The organism is Paenibacillus sp. FSL R7-0331 (assembly GCF_000758645.1).
Taxonomy (GTDB): domain Bacteria; phylum Bacillota; class Bacilli; order Paenibacillales; family Paenibacillaceae; genus Paenibacillus_AQ; species Paenibacillus_AQ camerounensis.
The window spans coordinates 2,735,828-2,757,162 of record NZ_CP009284.1; the positions used below are offsets into that span (position 1 = coordinate 2,735,828).

Genomic DNA, 21,335 nt, shown 5'->3' on the forward strand with positions numbered 1-21,335 from the left:
CATGAACAACAAACCACTCGTTTACTTCTTGTGTACCGGAAACTCTTGCAGGAGCCAAATTGCAGATGGATTTTTGAAAGCACTTGGAAGTGATAAGTATGAAGTGAAAAGTGCAGGTCTTGAGGCACACGGTTTAAATCCACGTGCTGTTCAAACGATGAAAGAAGCGGGAATTGATATTTCAAATCACACTTCTGATGTCATCGATCCTGAAATTTTAAAGGAAGCTGATTACATCATCACGCTTTGCGGTCATGCCAACGATAATTGTCCGGTCGTCCGTAACGACAAAGCAGAAAGATGGCACTGGGGCTTTGATGATCCAGCTAAAGTGACCGGTACTGAAGAAGCGATTACAGCAAAATTTGCTGAAGTTCGTGATTCGATTAAAAACCGAATTGAGCAATTTTTGAAAGAAGGCAAGTAAGATGCAAAATGGCGAAAATAAGTACCATGCACTCATTGCCGATAAAATCTTCATGGGCGGGGCTGCCGATGTAGAAGCAATGGTCATCAATGAAGGTGTTGAAATTATTGTGGACCTGAGAGAAGAAGCAACGGAGTGTGCGTATCCGTCGGATCACGTACGCTGGGTGAAGATTCCGCTTGATGATAACACCAAAGAAACGGAAGCGAATCTTTGCTGCTGGAACCTTATTAGAACTAGGACTTGCTGATACATTCGAGGAAGCTGAAGCGAAAGCGAAAGGTATTAGACAAGTCATTAACATTAAACCCATGCAAAAGGAATTATTGAAACAAATATACGCAAGATCATAACATGAAGAAACGAAAGAAAGGCATCCTTCAAAATGGAGGCCTTTCTTTTATTCGGCAACCTTTTCCAGATACTCAATTTTCAATACAAAGTCTTCATTTTTATAGGCGTGCCTATTTAAAACGATGAGCTATGCTTTTGCAAACTTTATAAAGTATTTCTCAACTCTGAAAGTATTGAATGAGACGTCATTGGATTAGTGAAAATCATAGTTACTTGATTTAAAAATAGTGAAGGGGCACCTAACGAGGGTGCTCTTTCGCTATTTTTTTGGTCAGGTTATAATGCCGGGGAATGTGCCCGGCGTCTTTCCTTGTTTGATGCAAATCCAGTATATCAACTTTGTTGCCCAAAAGGGCAAATCCCCACTGCCCATTCGGACGATGTGCCCTCTTCTTTCAAGCTATACGATAAGGACATGACAAACTATTATATGTCGGCGACCTTAGTCGTAGAGAACATTGGAGGAGAGAAAAGAATGGCAAAAATGTTATTCAGGTTAGGAAGCTGGGCAGGCTCCAACAGTAAAAAAGTGATCGTGGCGTTTGTATTGCTTATGGCTGTATTAGGCGGACTGATCTTCAGTATGGGAACAGCGTTCACAGAGGATGTATCGATCCCAGGTACAGAATCAGAAAAAGCGATGAAGATTTTAGCGGAGAAATTCACGGGCGGTGAACAGGACGGGCAGGTTAAAATCGTGTTTAAGGCGCCCGGTAATGAAGCCTTAGATTCAGCTGATAATAAAACGGTCATTAACGAATTGCTTACGAAGATTCAGGAAGACGGGGCAGTAACCTCGGTCTCGTCTCCATACGAGCTGGCGAATATCAATCCGGATACACAAACGGGCTATGCCGTTGTAACGTATAGTTCTCCTGCAAACAATGTTACTCAAGAGTCTAAGGATGAAGTGGAAGACAGTTTGGCAATAACACGGAATAAAGGAATTGAGACCGGACTTAGCGGGACCGTGAAATTTGAACAGACGGAAGCGGGCGGAGGCCCGGGCGAGATTATGGGCGTAATCTTAGCCTATGTTATTTTAGCTATTACCTTTGCTTCCTTGCTTGTAGCAGGAATGCCGATTCTTATGGCACTGATTGGTGTTGGTATCGGGGTATTGTTAATCCTGCTGGGAACTAACTTTTTCGATATCTCCTCGATCTCGCTCACTCTAGCAGGAATGCTCGGAATTGCCGTCGGAATCGATTACTCCCTGTTTATTTTCTCCCGGTTCAAACAGCAATTAAAGAAGGGATTTTCCGTTCAAGAATCGATTGCCATCGCCAACGGTACAGCCGGTAATGCGGTTATCTTTGCCGGATTAACGGTAATCATTGCGCTTCTGGGACTCATGGTTGTGGACATTCCTTTTATGACCACCATGGGAATCGCGACCGCTGTAGTCGTTTTGATGTCGATCATTGTAGCTGTATTGGTTGTACCCGCCGTTCTGGGAATTATGGGACATCGCATTAGACCCGAGAAAAGCAACCGGTTGATCGCCATGCTGACGCGGGCCAATAAGAAAAAAGAATCGGAAACCAATGCCTGGAGCAGATTTGTAACAAAAAATCCATTGATCGTGGCTGTAGTCGGCATAGCTTTATTAGCGGTAATGGCTATTCCGTTCTTTCATTTAAATCTTGGACTTCCTGACGACGGAAATAAACAATATGAAACATCGGAGAGACAAGGGTTCGATATGTTATCGGATGCTTATGGTCCAGGTTTCCATTCTACGTTAGTCGTTATTGCAGAGCCCGTTAATCAGGAGGCGGCTTCTGCGGATAACCTGAAAGCTTTGTCGGAAACCATAAACGGACTCAATCATGTGCAGAGCGCGAGCCCTGCAATGCCGAACCAGACTAATGAACTATTTCTAATGAGTGTCACACCGGAGGATGGGCCGAATGCACCGGAAACCAAAGAGCTGGTAAATGAGATCAGAGCTCTTTCTGACAGCGGGAATATGGAACTTCTGGTGACAGGAGCTACAGCCGTTAATATAGATATCTCTGACCAGATCATGAGTGCCATGCCAACCTTTGCTATTCTAATCGTGGCGTTTGCCTTTGTACTAATGATGGTAGTCTTTAGATCAATCCTTGTACCGTTAAAAGCAGTGCTCGGATTCGTGCTATCGATTGGCGCAACCTTAGGTTTTACCGTATTCATCGTCCAGGACGGCAACTTCCTTGATGTGTTCGGGTTCCCTGGCTCAAGTGCCATATTATTTTTGTTACCAGTCTTATGTATCGGTATTCTGTTCGGTCTATCCATGGATTACGAAGTATTTCTTGTCAGTAGAATGCGTGAAGAATTTGCCCACACTGGTGATGCCAAAAAAGCGATACATGCAGGTTTGAAGGAAAATGGGGCTGTCGTAACGGCGGCAGGACTGATTATGATATCGGTATTTTCAGGGTTTATCTTCTCGGATGATCCAACCATTAAGCAAATGGGCCTGGCATTAGCAGTGGGTGTTTTATTTGATGCCTTTGTAGTCCGGTTGGCTATTGTGCCTGCTGTAATGACATTATTGGGGAAATCCGCCTGGTACTTCCCTAAATGGCTGGATAGAATACTGCCGAACTTCGATATTGAAGGGGAGACCATCATGAAAGAGTATTCCACAAAAGGCGGAGAGAGCGACATGCTTGGTGCATCTAAGTTAAAAAGTAGAATAATGTAATCTGTTTTGTGTATTTAGAGAGGTCCTGCAAATGCAGGGCTTTTTTTAAAATATAAGAATTTATATGTTTTACGCTATCAATAATCCTTATATTTCTCGCAGGAACGGTTACCGCCTTCTCTGAAGGACGGCATAGCCGTTTCTACTTGTTTGATCTAAGGACTGCCCAAAAGGGCAGAGCGTAAGCTCCCTTTCGGACGATGTTGGCCGGATATCATTACTGTAAGATGAGATAAATGAGATAGATCGTAAAAGGAGCTTCGACTATATGAGACTAAAAATGATTATAAACCCGGTATCAGGTCATGTTAAAGCGCGGAGTGTCGTTGCAGAAGTAACGAGCCGTTTGACAAGAAAGCATGCTTTGCGCCAGGCGGATATTTTCTATACCTCTCTGACAAGTAGGCCACTGGAAAAAGCGTTTTTCGATCATTGCGATGTCATTATAGTAGCCGGTGGTGATGGAACACTTCATTATGCTGTTAATTCTATTAAGCGCCTGATCTCGGATTAGCCGGAGATGAGTATTTTCATTATGTTCTGGCAGGCGGGGCAATCAATACGATCAATTACACTACCAATCAGTATTTAAAAAATATATTCGGGGAAAAAGCTTACTATTTATCTGCTGTTCCTAAGCTTGCCAGGATCTTTCAAGGCACGCATATCAAGATCGAGAGTGATGAGCTGCGCAAAGAGCAGGAGGCATTACTTTACCTGGTTACTAATTCGTCTGTAATAGGAGGACTCGAAGGAATTGTTCCGGATGCAAAAATGGACGATGGTCATCTTCATGTGTATCACTCCATTCGATACGGATGCGGCCCAGATTGGAATGGATGGTGAGGTGCACAAAAGCTCAATAGAGAATATCGAGGTTGTTCCGCAGGGGCTTACGATAGTCGTTCCATCAACAAGGATTGCATAAGCACGAAGAGAAAATACTACGTTATAATGAAATAAGGTGGAATAAGTAAACTATTGAGGAAACTTTGTAGGGGGAGCAAGCTTGAACGAAAAAAACAAAATACAAAGTATCAGTGAGCTGTTTGCTTCAAGGATACCAACTCTAATCTGGGTATCGATTGTATATGCCGGGACCATCATATTGCAGTTTCTTAAGGAGCCTTTGATTTTAGAAAGCTCAGTATTTACTGCTTTATTTACACTTCATGTGTTGCTACATTGGAACTCCTACAGAATCACGCAAAAAACGTTCTGGATCTACTTCTCGATACAATCGGCATTAGTCTATCTTTGTGCTATTTTAATGCGGGACGGTTACCAGGCTGTATTAATTGGGCTGCTGCCTATACTCATTGCACAGAGTCTTGGATATTCATTCCGGGTGAAGAGAGCAGTCTTTATAGCGCTTATAAGCATTATTGTCTTTTTTGATTCAGCTCTGACTGTGGGGGATCGGGATGAACTGATTGTATTTCTTCCTATATTTGTCCTAATGCTCATCGTTGTTCTCGCTTATGCCATATTATTTTTTAAGCAAGTACAGGAGAGGCTTAAAGTTCAAAGCTTTCTGGAGGATTTGAGAGCAGCACATGACAAGGTAGAGGAGTTAACCCTTGCGAATGAGCGCCAGCGTATGGCGCGGGATTTGCATGATACCCTTGCGCAGGGTGTTGCCGGGCTTATTATGAGTCTTGAGGCTGCAGATGCGCACATGTCACAGAACCATATGGAGCGCGCACATGAAATTATCAGGCAGTCCATGCAGCAGGCACGCCGTACACTGGCCGAGGCCCGCAGAGCAATAGACAATTTACGTTCAAAGTCAGCTCCGGAGATAGACTTCAAAGAGGCGGTAGCAGATGAAATTGAACATTTTCATGGGGCTACGGGTATTATGGTTACCAAGGATTATCGTTTTAACAAAAAACTATCCAGGCTGCAGATGGAGCACAGTCTACACATTATTAAAGAGTGTCTTACCAATATTGCCCGTCATGCCAAGGCTGATAAAGTATACTTATCGGTTTCCTCACAGTACAATAATTTAATTGTTGAAATTAAAGACAACGGTATTGGCTTTAAAACAGATGATATTGGCAAGGATGCGGGGCATTATGGATTATTGGGACTAAAAGAACGGGTAAGGCTGGTCAGCGGAGAGGTTTACATGAACAGCACGTCTGAAGGTACCGCAATTAAATTTAAAGTGCCCTTAACTAAAGGAGAGCATATATGACGGTGTATAAAATTGTAATTGTTGATGACCACTTTGTGGTACGGGAAGGCCTGAAGCTGATTCTGGAGACCAATGAACAATTTCAGGTCATCGGCGAGGCTGAAAATGGCTCACAGGCGTTGCCAATGATTAAGGAACTGCAGCCTGATGTGATTCTAATGGACTTAAATATGCCGGTTATGGGCGGTCTGGAAACCATGCAGGAATTAAAAAGACAAGGATCTTCGGTTCCCGTAATTATTCTCACCACCTATAACGAAGACGAGCTAATGATAAGCGGACTGGCTATAGGAGCAAAGGGCTATTTGTTAAAGGATACCAGCCGCGATAATCTGTTCAGAAATCTTGAATCAGCAGTCCGGGGGGAAACCTTGCTGTCAGCAGATATTATGGAGCGTGTTATTGCAGCAAAGTCTAAGGAGAATATGGCAGCCCCTGCCTCCAAAGCAGTTTCTCCCTTATCAGAAAAAGAAACATCTATTCTGCAGGCTGTTGCCCAGGGGTACAAAAGTAAAGTCATTGCCTCCGATATGGGCATTTCAGAGAGGACAGTAAAAGCACATTTAACGGCTATTTACAACAAGCTTGGGGTGGAGTCACGTTCCCAGGCTGTAGCTGTTGCATTGGAGCGGGGGCTTATGGAAATTTGATGTCAGGCTAAAGAATAAGAAAGAGTTCACCATCAACATGTGAACTCTTTCGATTTAGCGATTATTTGCTATGATACCTTACCCTAACTCAGGCACGGCCGAATAGATCCGCACCGTAAGCCCCTCTGTATAGCCTTCCAGCGCTGCAGTTAAATCCTCCTGATTCAAGAAAGCCAGTGCCCTGCTGTCAGTTTCAATTGAAGGCTTCCACTCTCTGTTCACATTCTGGTTGACAATATGTATCCGGCACAGCTCACCCGTATAATCCGTTCCTTCCAGGGTGTAATCGGCCCTCATGCTCACTAATTGATCACCGGCATATTCCTGCACATCCTCAGCTCCTGGTATAATAGCTCCTTTGAAATAGCGGCTGTCACAGTTTCCCGTAAAGAGAACCGCAATCTGCCTGTGCGAGCCTTCCTCCTTGCGGCCCTCCGAGCCTGTAATCTGGACCTGGATGGTTAAAATCTCTTTTTTTTTCGAGCAAAAACTGCTGTATCGATACCAAGGCACTGGCATTCTGATTCTCGGTAAAGGAATGCCCTGCCTCCTGGATCAGCTGCAGGTGACATTGCTCCGGTGCATAGGATTCCTGGGCTTTAACAGCGTAAGTGTAAGGTACAACCTGATCATCCGTTCCGTGCATCAGCAAGACAGGGCCTTTGTAGGAGACGATCATTTCGAACGGGTCCATCTCAACTACAGCGTCATGGAACCGTTTACTGATCTGCATATGTCCGCAATCGATTACCTCAGGTACATCATTGATATCATAGGAGGCGCCGGCCAGAGCCCCCTCGCGGGCATGATCCGGTATGCAGAGCGCAGGGTAGATAAGAATCAGTGAGGCAACTTCACTTGGACGCCCGGCTGCCGCCAGCGCTGATACAAAACCGCCCTGGCTGAAACCCAATAATGTCATCTTACCTGCATCAACTGCTTCCAGACCTTTGACGTAATCCATAACGGCCACTAGATCTTCGCATTCAGTCAGAACGGTCATGTCCGTTGACGCACCGTCACTTGCACCTTGTCCAGGCGCACTGCCGCCGCAGAAATCAAAACAAAACGCTGCATAGCCCCAAGATGCCAGGGTCTGGCAGTATGTATAGAGATCCTTAGCATTGCCGCCGAATCCATGGCTGACAATGATGGCTGGAAGGTGATCTCCCTCCGGTATAAATGCTCTTCCGCGAATCGTTAACCCGTCACGGGTACAGCTGAAGTCATGTTCATTAATCGTTGTGTGCATTGTATAACTGGCCTCCTTACTTAATTTAGTATGCGCTTTCATTATAACTGAATATTTATCTGATTTCTCTGCTTTGTAAAGATATGTAATAGAGCTTTTGTTTTCTGTGATCAGGATAATATTGATTATCTTGTACGTTGCTTAAAATAGCAGAAGGGAGGAGATCTGTATGAGTCTGATTGTGAGTATAATTGCAAAGAGTGATGTACAGGTTGATACGGAGTTTATGGAAGCACAAGTACCTGAACCGCATAATGATTTGTTTGGTATTGAATCCTGTAGAAGAACACTATGGGGACATGATGTAATTCAAGAGCTTGGATGTGAGTTAATATATTCGTTAAAGAAAACGAACGTTTATGTATTTGATGAAGACATAGAAAAACTCAGAGCTGAGTTTATAATGATGATGGATCATTTAGATATTATTATGCAACGTACAGGCTTTGATAGAGACTATGTCGAATTTAGAGTTGGAAATGCCCTGGAAATGATCAAGCTAGCGCTTAGGGAAAAGGATAAGGTTGGAATCGCACTGTGGTAAGCGTATATTTTTATCTAATATTATAAAAGGAGCCCCCAATGAAACGAATAACCAAGCTATGGCCCGGCGGCAAACCGAAAGCCTTTACATTAAGTTATGACGATGGTGTGGAGCAGGATAGAAGGCTGGTAGAAATCTTTAATAAGTATAAGTTAAAAGCAACGTTTAATTTGAACTCCGGGATTCAGCATGAAGGCAGCTTCTGGGTGGATAAAGGGATTATGATCAGACGGATGAATCCGGAGGGACTGGAGGCCTTGTATGAAGGCCACGAAATTGCCGTCCACAGCCTGACTCATCCTGTACTTCCTGATCTGCCGCGTGAGCTTGCGCGGGCTGAGATATTAGAAGACAAGCGGAATCTGGAGCAGAAATTCGGTTATCTGGTAACGGGGATGGCTTATCCCTATGGCGCATATAATGCTGCGACTATCGGGCTGCTGAAGGCATGCGGGCTGGAATATGCCAGAACAGTTAATCAGCACTTGAAGTTTAATCTGCCGGAGAATCCGTATGAATGGCATCCGACCTGTCATCATAATGATCCAGAGCTGATGAATCTGACGGAGGCTTTTCTTGCTGACGGGTCCCCGTCCTTATCTTTGTTCTATGTATGGGGACACAGCTATGAGTTTGATGTGCAGAACAACTGGGAGCGGATCGAGGAATTCAGCCAAAGGATCAGCAGCCGTGATGAAGTCTGGTATGCAACAAACATTGAAATCATCCATTACTTGGAGGCTTGCGGCAAGCTGAGATTCTCGGTTGACTGCAACCTGGTGTATAACCCGAGCGCCTTAGCCGTGTGGATTATGGTTGATGATACAGTGGTTGAGGTTCCGCCCGGGAGTACGCTGCAAATGCAATAGCACATAAAACGTGCTGCTAGGCTCCCCAATTATGCAGTATGTTTATAATTCAGATTATTACCTTTCAGCAGTCTCAATTGTGAGACTGCTTTTTTGTTTCCTATAATTCTTGCTGATCCTATTTAATTGTAAATTATTATATAAAAGAGTGCTTTTGTGCACAATAAAAACAACGATTTGGTCAATAAAAAACTGTGTTTTTGATCTTATTTTGAACGTTCAATGGTGATAATCTAAGCTTGTAAACATTATGAAAGGGCTTCAATTAACAAATTTCTATAAGTTAAGTGAGGTTATACATCTGGTTTAAGTAAAGAAAGGCGGGGGAGTTATGGGAAAAGATTACACACAATTAGCGAAGCAAATTGAAGAAAAGGTTGGGGGTGCCGACAACGTTGAGAGCCTGGTGCATTGCATGACCCGGCTGCGTTTCAAATTACACGATAGCACCAAATTTGATAAATCCGGCTTAGAGCAAACCGAAGGCGTGATCAAAGTTCTGATAGCCAGCAATCAGCATCAGGTTGTCATTGGCCCTCATGTTGGGGAAGTGATGAAATCTTTTGAACAAGTGACAGGCCGGGTGTTCAAAGACGATGAAGAGCAAGAGGAAGGTACTGAACGGGTAGAAGCAACACCCCCTCCTGAGCAGAAGAAGAAAAATGTATTCACTAGAGCCGTTAATCTCTACATTGATGTAGTTTCAAGTATATTCATGCCAATAATGGGTGCGCTTGCAGGCGCTGCGCTGCTGAAAGCATTTGTTATTATGGCTACTACCTTCGGATGGTTGTCGACTGAAAGTACGACATACACCATTCTGCATGCTATCGGGGAAGCATTCTTCTACTTTCTGCCATTCTTCCTTGCCACCTCGGCAGCGGAGAAATTTAAAGCCAATAAATATGTAGCCGGTATCATTGCAGGAACCATGCTTTTCCCTTCCATCATGGCCCTTCAAGGCGGAGATGTAGATTTTTTCGGGATTCCAGTTGTCATGATTAACTATTCATCGTCTGTTCTCCCGATCTTGGTAGCTGTTTACGGTCAGAGTAAACTAGAAGCGCTATTAAAAAAGGTTGTACCCAAGTCCGTGCAGTTTTTCCTTAATCCTTTCTTTACTTTAGTCATTGTTGTACCTCTTTCATTGATTGTAATTGGACCTATTACGAGTGAGATCAGTAACATCATTGCAAAAGGCTTAGTGGGATTAATCGAGATCTCTCCGGCTCTTACAGCTTTTGTGTTCGGAACCTTATGGCAAGTAATGATTATGTTTGGCCTGCATTGGGGGCTTCTGCCAATCGTGATGAACAACATTTCGATTTATGGCGGCGACGTGCTTCTGCCGCTTGTTACCGGGGCGACCTTCTCTATGGCAGGGGCGGTATTAGCAGTATGGATGAAAACAAAAATACCTTCTGTAAAACAACTGGCAGGTCCGGCATTTGTTACAGCACTGGTAGGTGGCGTTACAGAGCCGGCGATATATGGGATTGCGCTGAAATATAAGAGACCCTTCGTTATCTCTTGTCTGTCTACTGGCATAAGCGGCATCGCGATGGCATTTGGATCGGTGATGTGGCCTTCCATTATGAGTATTAATATTCTGACCTTACCAGCCCTTTATGCTATTGGAGGAGTAGCTGTACTATTAAACGCCGTAATCGCTTTCGGCTTAGGCCTGATATTAACTTATCTGTTTGGATTTAACGATTCGATGGTAAAAGAATAATCACAATTCAGGGAGGAATATCCATGCTCGATGATTCCCAAAGTGCTTTGTTGCTGATGTGCAAAGAACAAGAAGAAAAATATAGGTTTGACGAGATCACACAACAGGATATTTGTCAGCTGGGTGAGTATTTGAAGGAAATCAGCCTTCAATTAGACAGGCCGGTAGCTATTGAAGCAGCTTTGGGCAATTTTGTTGTATACCGGTTTTATCCGGAGGGAAGAGGAATCCATGAAGAGACCTGGATTGCCGGAAAGAGAAACACGGTTATGGCATTCGGATTAAGCAGCAAGCATATGATGCTCAAAATGCTGGGCAAGGGGCTCACACAATCTCATACCTTTGCTGCTCTGGAGCCGGGAAAATTTGCGCTAAGCGGAGGCGGGTTTCCTTTGAAATTAAAGAATGGATTGCTGGTAGGCTCTATATGTGCATCCGGACTTAGGGATGATGATGATCATAACGTATTAGTACAAGCTTTAGATAGATTTTTTCAATCTAACTAGTACGTAAATTAAGTACATTTCTATATGAAAGAGCATCTATATTGTATAGCTGTTCTTTCATATATTAGCAGAGGAGATAGAGTTATGACTTCATTAAAAAAAGTAAAAACAGCTGTTATTGGCTGCGGAAAGATAAGCGGAATTTATTTGGAGAATATGATCAATAAGTTCGAGATTCTGGATGTAGTTGCTTGTGGTGAAATTGATGCTGCAAGAGCCCAAGCAAGAGCACAAGAATTTGGTATCAGAGGAATTTCGGTAGATGAGCTGTTGAAGGACCCCGAAATCGAAATAGTTGTGAACCTCACACCTGCGGCAGCTCACTATAGCGTTATCAAGCAGTCTTTAGAAGCAGGAAAACATGTGTACACCGAGAAGATTGTGACACCTCATCTAAATGAGGCACTTGAATTAAAAGAGCTGGCCCAGAAACAAAATTTGAGACTTGGATGTGCGCCGGACACCTTTCTCGGAGCTGCTATTCAAACTGCCCGCAAGGTAATTGACAGCGGTGGAATCGGGAAAGTGGTTTCAACTCATGCAGCCGTAAATCGTGATATGGGATTCCTGTATGCACCAGGCACATTCCAGACAAAGGTAGGCGGGGGTATTGGCTTTGATGTCGGAATCTATTATATTACAGCACTGCTAAGCATTCTCGGTCCTATTGATAAGATAAGCGGATTTGCTGACAATACAGCTCCACAATATACGGTTGAAAATCCGGCTTCACCTGACTTTGGCCAAACCTTTTCGGTTGAGAATGAGAATGTTATGGTAGCAAGCATGAAATATAAAAATGGCGTTTATGGAACGATGAATTTTAATGCGAATAGCATTTGGCCGCAGGTACCGGTGTTAACGATTTACGGTACAGAGGGCATTCTGCAATTGGCTGATCCGGATCGTTTCGGCGGCAAGGTTCTTTTACAGAAAAAAGGGATGTCAGAATGGATTGAAGTACCGAACAGCTTCGGATACAGTGAAAATTCCAGAGGGCTTGGCGTTGCAGAAATGGCCTGGGCAATGAGAAAAGGCAGACCACACCGTGCAAGTATTGAAATGGCCAGTCATGCTGTTGAAATCTTGAATGGTGTCGTTAAGTCTACAGAAACAGGCGCCGTACAGACAATGGAAACAGCATTTGAGCTTCTGCCTGCATTGCCGGAAGGTTACATTGATCATTATTTTGGAAAGAGTCAAGAGGGTGCTCTAATCTTGTAATCATAACTTAATTAAATGATGAAGGGATGAATCAGATATGAAAGTATTAAGCATTGCACATGCAGGGATGAAAGTGAAGGATATGGATAAGTCGTTAGCCTTTTATTGTGACGGTCTAGGCTTTAAGCGGAAATTTACGCTCTATAGGGATGAAGCGGATAAGCTGCCCTGGATCGAATACCTTGAGTTTGGGGATCAGCAGTTTGTTGAATTATTCTATAGCTACGAAGAAAGAAAAGAGCACCCTAATCTAAAGGAATATTACTCTCTGTATCATATTGCATTGGTCGTAGACGATATTCATGAGGCTGCCGCACAATTTAAAGAAAAAGGCATTCCTATGAAAACGGATCTGGTATTGGGACCTGATCATACCTGGCAGCTATGGATTGTTGATCCTGACGGCAATGAAATTGAGATTATGCAATATACCGGGAAGTCGTTCCAGCTGGTTGGGAAATAAAGTATACCATAAGGGAGAAGTTGCTTGTGTTATTTGGACGTAAGAAGAAAGAAACCATGGATGAAGTCGTTGTTGCTGCACCGCTTAAGGGGAAGGTTGTTCCACTAGAGCAAGTGGAAGACGAAGCTTTCTCCAGCGGGTCTATGGGGGAAGGCATAGCGATTCTGCCTGAAGAAGGTAAAGTATTCGCGCCATTTGACGGGACTGTAGCTTATATAATGGACAAGAGCAAGCATGCCATCGTATTGGAGCATAAGAGTGGTGCCCAAGTATTGATTCATATCGGTATGAACACCGTCTCCTTAAAGGGGAAGGGCTTTAGCCTTCATGTAGCTACTGGTGACCCAATCAAACAAGGCCAGCTCTTGATTCAGTTTGATACTCAGCTGATCGAGCAAGAGGGTTATCCCATTGTGACACCTGTCATAGTACCTGTCGGGCAGGACTTAGTAAAACAAGTAGACATTGTTGCCGAGAACGGTAAGCAGACAGGGCTGAAAAATGAAGTGTTTGTTATAAAGCTGAATACGTAGAATAAAACCGGACCGTATGAGGAACATTCCTTATACGGTCCGGTTTTTAACTAACTGCTCCTGTACTCTTTAGGTGAGCAGCCACAGATGGAGTTGAACTTCTTGTAGAAGAAGCTGACATTCTCATAGCCCACATAATTGGCGACCTCAATGACAGTCATCTTGCTGTTTATGAGCAATGTTTTGGCAAAGCGTATTTTCTGTTGATGCAGCAGCGTTATGAAGGACATGCCTGTATATTTTTTCAACTGTGAGGACAGGTAATTCGCGTTAATATTAAAGTGAAGGGCAGTAGAGTTCAATGTACAGGTCTGGTAATGATCTTCGATATATCGAAGAATGGGCACAATAGGGTTTTTCTTAAGCTGCGTGCTTTCCTTGGTGGTGTCACTCTCATACACATGGATAAGCTCCATCATAATTAACGAAAACATGGAGTCCAGCATGTCTGCAGAATGTGCAGAAGGGTCAAACCATTCACAGAAAAACTCATTCATAAATAGCGGCAATCTTCTGCTGTTTTCTGAACGGATACGGATAAAGCTGTCATGGTCGTTATCTTCGGTAATGGAGTTGATAAAGAAGCTTGAAAGCGGACTGTCTGAAGCGAGCCGGTTAAAAAAGTTGCTGTTAAAATACTCCTTGGTGATAATAATATTAATAAGAATATCAGATTCTCCAAGCGGCTCGATCGTATGCACTGTGTCTGAATCAACGAGCAGAACCTGCCCCTTTTGCAGAGAGTACGTGTTATTATTGATGATTTGGGTGCAGGAGCCATCGTACATATAATTAATTTCGATCCAGTCGTGAATATGCAGCGGATAGGATTGAAAGCGGGAATGCTTTTTAACTAAAATATTTGGAGAGCTTGTGAACAGATCAGAAAATTGTTTGAACAGTAATTTGCCGACCCGTTTTCTCTCCTTAAACATATAAATGAATTCAGGCGGATTAGGGGAAGGAATTCCTTGACGGTATAATTCTTCATGCTTAGTTATAGCACGCAGCTTCTTGTCCAATTGCTTCGGGTTCATGTCTGCTAATCTCCTTTCAGCAGATTTAACGTCCTTCATTATAACATGATTCATCGAGAGAAATGTCACAGTAGTAGAGTGTACCCCATAAAAAAATACGACTGTTGTCCAGCCGTACCGTGCAAATATTACTTCATGAATGTAAAAGAGGCTGTCAACACATCTTCGGAGCTACTTCCGATGTATACCTCAAAACGTCCTTCTTCCGCTTCATACGTCATGTCCTTGGTATAGAACTTTAGCATGTCCTCCGTGATTCTAAAATATACCTTTCTATGTTCACCTGCTTGCAAATGTATCTTTTGAAACCCGCGCAGCTCCTTTACAGGTCTAACTACGCTGCCAACGAGGTCACGAATGTAGAGCTGGATAACCTCATAACCGCTTCGGTCACTCCCGTTACGAATCTCAATCTCTGCCTCCAGGTGCTGTCCAGACTGCAGTACAGAGCTGCTCAGCAGCAGATTAGTGTAATCCGTCTTATGATAGGATAAGCCATAACCAAATGGATATAAGGGCTCATTCGGAATATCCAGATAACGTGAAGTGAACCGCATGCTATGGGCAGAGGTCCTTGACGGCCGCCCAGTGTTGAAATGATTATAATACACAGGAATCTGTCCAACAGCATAGGGAAAGCTCATCGTTAATCTGCCCGATGGATTGGCATCACCCAGTAACAGGTCTATAATTGCATGTCCACCTTCTGTACCGGGATACCAGCATTCCAGGATGGCATCGACCTTCTCTCTGATCTCTGTAAGCACTAAAGGGCGCCCGTTAAATAATAAGAGCACGGATGACTTCACATAAGGAAGTACCTTATCCATGAAGTCAGTCTGATTGGCAGGCAGACTCAGATCGCTTCGGCTTCCTGCTTCTCCGCTTTGCAGCGTATGCTCACCCATGGCGAAAATAACAGTGTCTGCCCATTCAGCAAGCTCAATCGCTCGCTGGAGACCCTGGTCCTTGGCTTTCTGAATTGTCAATGCAGCTTCATCCAGCTTAAAGAATCCAAAATCCCCTAAACCTTCATGGCTGTCCAGCAGGTTGCAGCCCTGCGTCATTCGGAACCGGTCAGGAGGAAGAGCCTCCTCAAATGCAGCTTTTAACGTAACGACCTGGCTTTTATCGCCATATACGGCCCAAAGTCCACTCAAATCCTGACTGTCCGCATACGGTCCAATGAGTGCAATTTTTTTGTTTTTGGATAACGGTAAAGCAGACTTATTATTTTGCAGTAAAACTAATGATTGGGTCGCTGCATTGCGGGCAAGAGCCGTTCGCTCAGGAGAGTGGCTTAGCTCTTGTTCCCTTGTAATGCTTGCACCCCGGTACGGATCTTCGAATAGGCCCAGTTTATTCTTCAGCTTCAACACACGAAGCACGGCATCGTCAATCTTCTTCATGCTTAACCGGCCTTCTTCAAGTAAAGGCTTAAGCTGATTGGAGTAGCATGCGGTTTTCATATCGATATCGACACTTGCTTCCATAGAAAGCCTTGCTGCTTCCCTATCGTCCTCTGCTACACCATGGGCAATCAGCTCTGAAATGGCTGCATAATCCGTAATCAGGACACCATTAAAGCCCCATTCCTTTCGCAGAACATCATCCATTAACCACTGATTTGCCGTTGCAGGAATTCCATCCACCGTATTAAAGGCTGTCATAACGAGCTCACAGCCTGCATCTACTGCTGCTTTGTAAGGGGCTAAATAGTCCTCACGCAGTCTTCGTTCTGACATATCGACCGTATTATATTCACGCCCGCCTTCAGGAGCACCATATGCTGCATAATGCTTCACACAAGAAGCAAGGCTTGCTCCCGGGGTGAAATCACCTTGAAAGCCTTCTACCATTGCTTTAGCAAAGATGCTGTTCAAATAAGTATCTTCACCTGTAGATTCCATACAGCGTCCCCACCTCGGATCGCGAACCACATCCACCATTGGTGCAAAGGTAACATGTGCTCCTGCCGCACACGACTCCTCCGCGGTCAGCTTATTACAGCTCTTCACCATCTCCGGGTCCCAGCTGCTTCCCAGCGCCAGCGGAATAGGGAATACCGTTTTATATCCATATACGATATCGGCCATAAACAACAATGGGATTTTATGTCTGCTTTTTTCAAGATAGTCGCTTTGAATTTGTATGACCTTTGCTGCGCCAAGCACATTTAAGACAGAGCCGGTATACTGCACCATGTTCCCGTCGATTCCAAGCTTCTGCATAGGCCCGACTGCCATTGCACCTGTGTTGAAAAATTCACCGGAAAGCTGAATGAGCTGCCCGATCTTTTCCTCAATTGAAAGCGTCCCTAGTAAGTGTAATATTTGTTGTTCTTCCATACTACTTACCTCGTATCTCTAGTTTTTTTATAGCATTTTATCGTATAGGTCGAAGTTTAATTGGACATAGTTAGATTTTAACTTCAATGATTGCGTTATCATAATAACCAAATCGCATCAATTAATTGACCGTTTCACAGTTTTATTTTTCAGCAATTTACGTTATTCTAGTTGAAAATATTCAAGGAGAATGAAATATGAATTTTAAAAACCCTATTATTTCAGGTTTTTATCCGGACCCTAGTATTTGCAGGGTAGGAGCAGATTATTATCTGGTAAACAGCTCCTTTCACTATTTTCCAGGAGTTCCTATTTTCCATAGTCAGGATTTGGTGAATTGGCGGCAGATTGGACATTGCTTAACGCGTCCTCAGCAGCTATCCATTCCTAAAGTGGGGAGCTCCATGGGTATCTTTGCCCCGACGATTCGATACTATAATGAATATTTTTATATGATTACAACCGTTATCACAGGCAGGGCGGATAGTGAAATTAGAAATTTTTATGTTCGTGCAAGCAATCCGGCAGGGCCTTGGTCTGATCCTGTTTTTCTGGATTGGCCGGGTATCGACCCATCCCTGTTCTTTGATGAAGACGGCTCTGTGTACATAACGGGAACCAATGCGTTATCCAGCCAGGAAGCAGGCATATATCAGGCGGAACTGGATATAGAGACAGGGAAGCTGAACTCGCAGCGTCAGTTGATCTGGACAGGGACAGGTGGGAAAGCTCCGGAAGGCCCGCATCTGTACCGGATTAACGGATATTATTATCTGCTGATTGCTGAAGGGGGGACGGAGTACGGGCATATGGTTACCATTGCGCGAAGCAGTTCTCCTTATGGCCCTTTTGAAAGTGCCCCGAACAATCCGATCTTAAGCCAACGCAGTACAGCATATCCCATACAGGCTGCAGGGCATGCCGATTTCGTCCAGGCACATGATGGAAGCTGGTGGGCAGTCATGCTGGGCATTCGCCCCTTTTCCAGAAGACATCATTTGGGCAGGGAGACTTACTTGTCCAAGGTTGAATGGTCGGAAGATGGCTGGCCGGTGATTGGTGACAATGGACATATACACCCTGAAATGGAAGGGCCGTCATTTTATACAGGAGCCTTACCAGATAAGAATGAACTAGATCATTTTAATTCTGCCGAATTAGATGATGTTTGGAATTTTGCACGTAATCCGCAACCGGAGGACTGGTCGCTTCAGACCCGCTCCGGCTGGCTAACTTTACATGGTTCAGCGGTTACCTTAGATGATGTTGATTCCCCTGCATTTGTAGCCCGCCGTCAGCAGCATTTTAATTGCAGTGCTTCTGCACGGCTGGAATTCGAGCCTGGTCACAAGGATGAAGCAGGACTCACTGTGTATATGAATGAGCTGCACCATTATGAAATCGCCCTTACCCGTGTGGATGGACAGCGTTCGGTTATTTTACGCAAAAGAGTGGGCTCTGTCTGGATGATCGCTGAACAGCATCCGTACAATGAGAATCATATTATTATGGATATTGTTGCCAATCCCAAGGAGTATTCATTTTATTACCGCAACCCTGAGCATGCTGACTCTAAGCTGCTTGGGTACGCAGAGAGCAGCTTGTTGGCTACCGAAGTGGCTGGAGGATTTACAGGTGTGTATATTGGCCTTTATGCTACAGGCAACGGGGATAAGGCTAGCAGCCCTGCCTATTTTGACTGGTTTCATTATCAGACCCCTGCGCTGGTTACTAATTAGCGTCTAATAAAATGACCACTAAGCCTGCTTAGCAGCAGATTTAGTGGTCATTTTATTTTGTGCAAAGGCCCGGCCCTCTGTACAGCTCTCCCTTATTCCGTTCTGAATTGCCGCCGGTAATCTCTCGGAGTTGATTCGTATAAATCATGAAATTTACGATAAAAGTAAGTCAGATTGCTGTAGCCGATCTCTTCAGAGATGCTCTCGATTGTCTGATCCGTCATCCGGAGAAGCCGGGCCGCATGCTTGAACTTCTGCTCATGAATTAGTGCGGAGAATGTTTTTCCGGTCACCTTTTTGATAATCCGGCCTAAATGCTCTGGAGAGTAACTGAACTGGTTAGCTGTATCCTCCAATGTCATATTCAGATAGTTAGCATCGATATAAGCAAGCAGGTTTACTATTGAGATGTTTGGAGACTTCACGACTTTCCGCAGAAACATTTCATAGTTTTCCGTTTCTAGAAGTCTGCTGAATAATATAGTCAGATAAGCTTTAATAATCTCGGAATTGGGCCGTCTGCGGTTGTCGAATGTTTCGCATAGAATATTCTGAATGGTCTGCTTGATTTGCCAATGCTCCGCAGTGTGAAACAGCAAAAATTGGTTCTCTCTTGTCTCGCTGGTAAGAATGGAGGCAATCGTTTTGCCCATGACATTATCACCGAGGACTTTATAAATAAAGGAGCTGTCAAAAAATTCGTTCTCGGCTAAAAAATTTATCAGTACGTCATCATTGCCTACCCGGTCGATCGAATGCTCCACATTTTTATTGAGAATAATGAGATCTCCTGCTGTTAATTTGAAGCGTTGCCCTTGAATCTCCTGGTAGAAGGTCCCGCTGTAAACGTAATTCATCTCAAACAGGTTGTGGGTATGGTTAATCATTCTAACAAACCGGGTGTGTCTGGAAATAACAAATGCCTCACCTGTAACGTTTAATTTGAGGATGCCATTCTCTACAGAATAGTTATACGCCGGCGGGTTGGTCAGCATATTCAGTTGATTGTCAGCGCTTACAGTTGTGCTGTGCCCAGTATGTAGGCTATCAGATATCTCAGGATTGAGAATTTGTTCGAGGATCATCTCATCCGTTAGCTCAGCGAACTGCAGTGATTGCTCAAGATCGGTCAATTCATATAGAAAAATGTCAAGTTGCCTGTAATCCATATATTTCCTCCCGGCTGATTTGATGATTAACATATCATATTTGGTTAGTCTAGACAACAGCTCCGGACATTGGTGGAAGTGCTTACATCATTTAATATAGCGATAAGGGTACCCCGGCAAGACGTTTTATTCCACTAATCGTTAATATGCGGAGGGAAACAAATGGGCAAAAGTTACGAGCAGTATTATGAGAATACTTCCAAAATCCCGTTTAGAAGAAAAGAGCTGGCAGGTTATCTGTTTGCGGGCATAGGGGATTCGGCATTGTCTGGTGTTGTAAATACATTCTTTATGATTTTTGCAACCGCTATCTTGAAAATATCACCAATAACCGTCGGGACGATCCTCCTGATTACTAAATTTCTTGATGCGTTCTGTGACCCGGTTGTCGGGTATCTCATAGATAATACACGTACGAGATATGGTAAGCTTCGCCCTTATATTTTGTTCGGCGGACTTTTCTGGGCTGGCTTGACCTTCCTGCTGTTTATAGATCCTGGATTTACGTCTGAGGCAATGAAAATCGCCTATGTGGCAACTGTCTATACCCTTTGGGGAATCGGCTTTTCGTTGCTGGATGTTCCTTATTGGAGTATGTCAGCTACCATGACGACAGATCCCCAGAAACGTAATTCCTTAGTAAGCTTAACGAAATCTGCAACGACAATGGGGACTATTATTGTTTCTCTAATCGGCGGACTCCTTATTTCTTATTTTTCCACTATGCCAAACAGCGGCGGGGGTTACTCCTATCTGGGCTGGTTAGTTTCATTGATTGCGGCAATCAGCTTTATCGTGTTGTTCATTGTATCGAAAGAGCGGGTCAAGCCTTCCTCCTCCAAAACAAGCCTTAAGAGTATGATTCATATCCTGAGAATAAATAAACCGCTGCAAGCCTATATCATCAGCCAATTATTCCAAGTGCTGACGATGGTCATTACGATGATTACCAGTTTCTACGCCATCTACAATCTGGGCAGTATTGCCTTGCTGTCCTTTATTATGATTCCAACAATGATCGGATTCTTGTTGACGCCTGTAGTCATTCCTAAGCTGCTAAAGAGAGTGGAAACGCCAACGTTATTCCTGTACAACGGGATCGCTTCTTTGATTGTAGGGGCTGTGTATTTCACCGTAGGATACAGTAACCTGATATTCGTGTTTCTCATTTCTATTCTTGCCGGATTCTTTATGTCTGCAAGCATGACCTTATCTACGATTTATGTAGTAGACTCTATTGATTACGCTGAATGGAAGACAGGAATGCGCGCGGAGGGTATTATGTTCGCCGTCCAGTCTTTAACAGCCAAAGTCATGTCGGCGTTCGGTTCCTTTATAACCGGTCTTTTGCTGACGTACATCGGGCTGAATACGGAGGCGGTAACCCAATCCTCATCGACACTGCAGGGTCTGTTCTTTATCTATGCTTTTGGTGTAGGCATCAGCTCTGTCCTGGGCTCCATTCCGCTCTTGATATGCAAATTTAAAGGCCGGGAGCGAACTCAGATTCTATCAGAGCTGGAGGCGAACAGAGCAGCAAGCCAATGATAGATATCCATAAAAAATCTACTCGCTGAAAAAAAGGGG

Annotated in this window: 21 protein-coding genes and 1 pseudogene; 17 read left to right on the top strand and 5 right to left on the bottom strand. The window is 44.0% G+C overall.

The annotated features are described in order from the left end of the window. Window position 1: 1 nt before the first annotated feature. The 8 genes and pseudogenes from arsC (at window position 2) to R70331_RS11240 (ending at window position 6,329) form a co-directional block, all read left to right on the top strand. Entirely contained in the window at window positions 2-427 is a 426-nt protein-coding gene (gene arsC / locus R70331_RS11215; RefSeq protein WP_197071422.1) for an arsenate reductase (thioredoxin), read from the top strand. A 1-nt stretch (window position 428) separates the two neighbouring features. Continuing rightward, window positions 429-677, top strand: coding sequence for a hypothetical protein (locus R70331_RS11220; RefSeq protein ID WP_052419020.1), 249 nt, complete (start codon window positions 429-431; stop codon window positions 675-677). Window positions 678-1,256: 579 nt separating this feature from the next. Beyond that, window positions 1,257-3,476, top strand: coding sequence for an MMPL family transporter (locus tag R70331_RS11225; RefSeq protein WP_042175423.1), 2,220 nt, complete (start codon window positions 1,257-1,259; stop codon window positions 3,474-3,476). 268 nt (window positions 3,477-3,744) lie between these two features. Next, window positions 3,745-3,990 (top strand): diacylglycerol kinase family protein, encoded by a 246-nt coding sequence (locus R70331_RS11230; RefSeq protein WP_042175426.1) that lies wholly within the window; start codon window positions 3,745-3,747, stop codon window positions 3,988-3,990. An 83-nt stretch (window positions 3,991-4,073) separates the two neighbouring features. Then, window positions 4,074-4,214 (top strand): annotated as a pseudogene (locus tag R70331_RS32490) (hypothetical protein); the annotation flags it as partial. A gap of 19 nt (window positions 4,215-4,233) precedes the next feature. Next, a complete protein-coding gene (locus R70331_RS31510) occupies window positions 4,234-4,404 on the top strand; it encodes a hypothetical protein (RefSeq protein ID WP_156131107.1) in 171 nt (56 codons plus the stop codon). Window positions 4,405-4,485: 81 nt separating this feature from the next. Next, entirely contained in the window at window positions 4,486-5,679 is a 1,194-nt protein-coding gene (locus tag R70331_RS11235) for a sensor histidine kinase (RefSeq protein ID WP_042175427.1), read from the top strand. Continuing rightward, a complete protein-coding gene (locus tag R70331_RS11240) occupies window positions 5,676-6,329 on the top strand; it encodes a response regulator (RefSeq protein WP_042175429.1) in 654 nt (217 codons plus the stop codon). The genes R70331_RS11235 and R70331_RS11240 overlap by 4 nt, the downstream gene beginning before the upstream one ends. A gap of 78 nt (window positions 6,330-6,407) precedes the next feature. On the opposite strand, the gene R70331_RS32045 is transcribed toward R70331_RS11240, so the two are convergent. Next, window positions 6,408-6,659 (bottom strand): hypothetical protein, encoded by a 252-nt coding sequence (locus tag R70331_RS32045; protein ID WP_042175431.1) that lies wholly within the window; start codon window positions 6,657-6,659, stop codon window positions 6,408-6,410. Between the two features lie 43 nt (window positions 6,660-6,702). Further along, window positions 6,703-7,581, bottom strand: coding sequence for an alpha/beta hydrolase family protein (locus R70331_RS11250; protein WP_231576448.1), 879 nt, complete (start codon window positions 7,579-7,581; stop codon window positions 6,703-6,705). A gap of 169 nt (window positions 7,582-7,750) precedes the next feature. Here R70331_RS11250 and R70331_RS11255 point away from each other — a divergent pair, with 169 nt between their 5' ends. The 7 genes from R70331_RS11255 to R70331_RS11285 all read left to right on the top strand — a co-directional run bounded on the left by R70331_RS11255 (window position 7,751) and on the right by R70331_RS11285 (window position 13,455). After that, the gene (locus tag R70331_RS11255; RefSeq protein ID WP_042175433.1) at window positions 7,751-8,125 is read left to right on the top strand and encodes a hypothetical protein; all 375 of its coding nucleotides are present in this window, start codon (window positions 7,751-7,753) and stop codon (window positions 8,123-8,125) included. 38 nt (window positions 8,126-8,163) lie between these two features. Continuing rightward, window positions 8,164-8,994 (top strand): polysaccharide deacetylase family protein, encoded by an 831-nt coding sequence (locus R70331_RS11260; protein ID WP_042175434.1) that lies wholly within the window; start codon window positions 8,164-8,166, stop codon window positions 8,992-8,994. A 331-nt stretch (window positions 8,995-9,325) separates the two neighbouring features. Next, a complete protein-coding gene (locus tag R70331_RS11265; RefSeq protein ID WP_042175435.1) occupies window positions 9,326-10,729 on the top strand; it encodes a PTS transporter subunit EIIC in 1,404 nt (467 codons plus the stop codon). Window positions 10,730-10,752: 23 nt separating this feature from the next. Next, window positions 10,753-11,235, top strand: coding sequence for a heme-binding protein (locus R70331_RS30470; RefSeq protein ID WP_052419021.1), 483 nt, complete (start codon window positions 10,753-10,755; stop codon window positions 11,233-11,235). 84 nt (window positions 11,236-11,319) lie between these two features. Continuing rightward, the gene (locus R70331_RS11275) at window positions 11,320-12,459 is read left to right on the top strand and encodes a Gfo/Idh/MocA family protein (RefSeq protein WP_042175437.1); all 1,140 of its coding nucleotides are present in this window, start codon (window positions 11,320-11,322) and stop codon (window positions 12,457-12,459) included. 37 nt (window positions 12,460-12,496) lie between these two features. After that, window positions 12,497-12,922 (top strand): VOC family protein, encoded by a 426-nt coding sequence (locus R70331_RS11280; RefSeq protein WP_042175441.1) that lies wholly within the window; start codon window positions 12,497-12,499, stop codon window positions 12,920-12,922. Window positions 12,923-12,948: 26 nt separating this feature from the next. Beyond that, window positions 12,949-13,455 carry a PTS sugar transporter subunit IIA gene (locus tag R70331_RS11285; protein ID WP_231576449.1) on the top strand — a complete coding sequence of 169 codons (507 nt, stop codon included), beginning with the start codon at window positions 12,949-12,951 and terminating at the stop codon, window positions 13,453-13,455. A gap of 50 nt (window positions 13,456-13,505) precedes the next feature. Here R70331_RS11285 and R70331_RS11290 read toward each other — a convergent pair whose 3' ends face one another. Together R70331_RS11290 and bglX are read right to left on the bottom strand one after the other, a co-directional pair. After that, window positions 13,506-14,492: an AraC family transcriptional regulator gene (locus tag R70331_RS11290; RefSeq protein ID WP_042175442.1), complete on the bottom strand. Its 987-nt coding sequence runs from the start codon at window positions 14,490-14,492 to the stop codon at window positions 13,506-13,508. Between the two features lie 128 nt (window positions 14,493-14,620). Then, window positions 14,621-16,840 carry a beta-glucosidase BglX gene (gene bglX / locus R70331_RS11295; protein ID WP_042175444.1) on the bottom strand — a complete coding sequence of 740 codons (2,220 nt, stop codon included), beginning with the start codon at window positions 16,838-16,840 and terminating at the stop codon, window positions 14,621-14,623. Between the two features lie 197 nt (window positions 16,841-17,037). On the opposite strand from bglX, the gene R70331_RS11300 reads away from it, so the two are divergent. Then, window positions 17,038-18,579 carry a glycoside hydrolase family 43 protein gene (locus tag R70331_RS11300; RefSeq protein WP_042175446.1) on the top strand — a complete coding sequence of 514 codons (1,542 nt, stop codon included), beginning with the start codon at window positions 17,038-17,040 and terminating at the stop codon, window positions 18,577-18,579. 92 nt (window positions 18,580-18,671) lie between these two features. On the opposite strand, the gene R70331_RS11305 is transcribed toward R70331_RS11300, so the two are convergent. Then, window positions 18,672-19,748, bottom strand: coding sequence for an AraC family transcriptional regulator (locus R70331_RS11305; RefSeq protein ID WP_042175448.1), 1,077 nt, complete (start codon window positions 19,746-19,748; stop codon window positions 18,672-18,674). Window positions 19,749-19,910: 162 nt separating this feature from the next. Here R70331_RS11305 and R70331_RS11310 point away from each other — a divergent pair, with 162 nt between their 5' ends. After that, entirely contained in the window at window positions 19,911-21,296 is a 1,386-nt protein-coding gene (locus tag R70331_RS11310) for an MFS transporter (protein ID WP_042175451.1), read from the top strand. Window positions 21,297-21,335: the final 39 nt, after the last annotated feature.

Bases quoted from the DNA above. Each gene is read 5' to 3' on its own strand.
- R70331_RS11225 (WP_042175423.1), top strand. From the start codon at position 1,257: ATGGCAAAAATGTTATTCAGGTTAGGAAGCTGGGCAGGCTCCAACAGT.
- R70331_RS11300 (WP_042175446.1), top strand. From the start codon at position 17,038: ATGAATTTTAAAAACCCTATTATTTCAGGTTTTTATCCGGACCCTAGT.
- R70331_RS11220 (WP_052419020.1), top strand. From the start codon at position 429: ATGCAAAATGGCGAAAATAAGTACCATGCACTCATTGCCGATAAAATC.
- R70331_RS11290 (WP_042175442.1), bottom strand. From the start codon at position 14,492: ATGAACCCGAAGCAATTGGACAAGAAGCTGCGTGCTATAACTAAGCAT.
- R70331_RS11240 (WP_042175429.1), top strand. From the start codon at position 5,676: ATGACGGTGTATAAAATTGTAATTGTTGATGACCACTTTGTGGTACGG.
- arsC (WP_197071422.1), top strand. From the start codon at position 2: ATGAACAACAAACCACTCGTTTACTTCTTGTGTACCGGAAACTCTTGC.
- R70331_RS11280 (WP_042175441.1), top strand. From the start codon at position 12,497: ATGAAAGTATTAAGCATTGCACATGCAGGGATGAAAGTGAAGGATATG.
- R70331_RS11265 (WP_042175435.1), top strand. From the start codon at position 9,326: ATGGGAAAAGATTACACACAATTAGCGAAGCAAATTGAAGAAAAGGTT.
- R70331_RS11305 (WP_042175448.1), bottom strand. From the start codon at position 19,748: ATGGATTACAGGCAACTTGACATTTTTCTATATGAATTGACCGATCTT.
- R70331_RS11250 (WP_231576448.1), bottom strand. From the start codon at position 7,581: ATGCACACAACGATTAATGAACATGACTTCAGCTGTACCCGTGACGGG.
- R70331_RS11275 (WP_042175437.1), top strand. From the start codon at position 11,320: ATGACTTCATTAAAAAAAGTAAAAACAGCTGTTATTGGCTGCGGAAAG.
- R70331_RS30470 (WP_052419021.1), top strand. From the start codon at position 10,753: ATGCTCGATGATTCCCAAAGTGCTTTGTTGCTGATGTGCAAAGAACAA.
- R70331_RS11260 (WP_042175434.1), top strand. From the start codon at position 8,164: ATGAAACGAATAACCAAGCTATGGCCCGGCGGCAAACCGAAAGCCTTT.
- R70331_RS11310 (WP_042175451.1), top strand. From the start codon at position 19,911: ATGGGCAAAAGTTACGAGCAGTATTATGAGAATACTTCCAAAATCCCG.
- R70331_RS11255 (WP_042175433.1), top strand. From the start codon at position 7,751: ATGAGTCTGATTGTGAGTATAATTGCAAAGAGTGATGTACAGGTTGAT.
- R70331_RS11230 (WP_042175426.1), top strand. From the start codon at position 3,745: ATGAGACTAAAAATGATTATAAACCCGGTATCAGGTCATGTTAAAGCG.
- bglX (WP_042175444.1), bottom strand. From the start codon at position 16,840: ATGGAAGAACAACAAATATTACACTTACTAGGGACGCTTTCAATTGAG.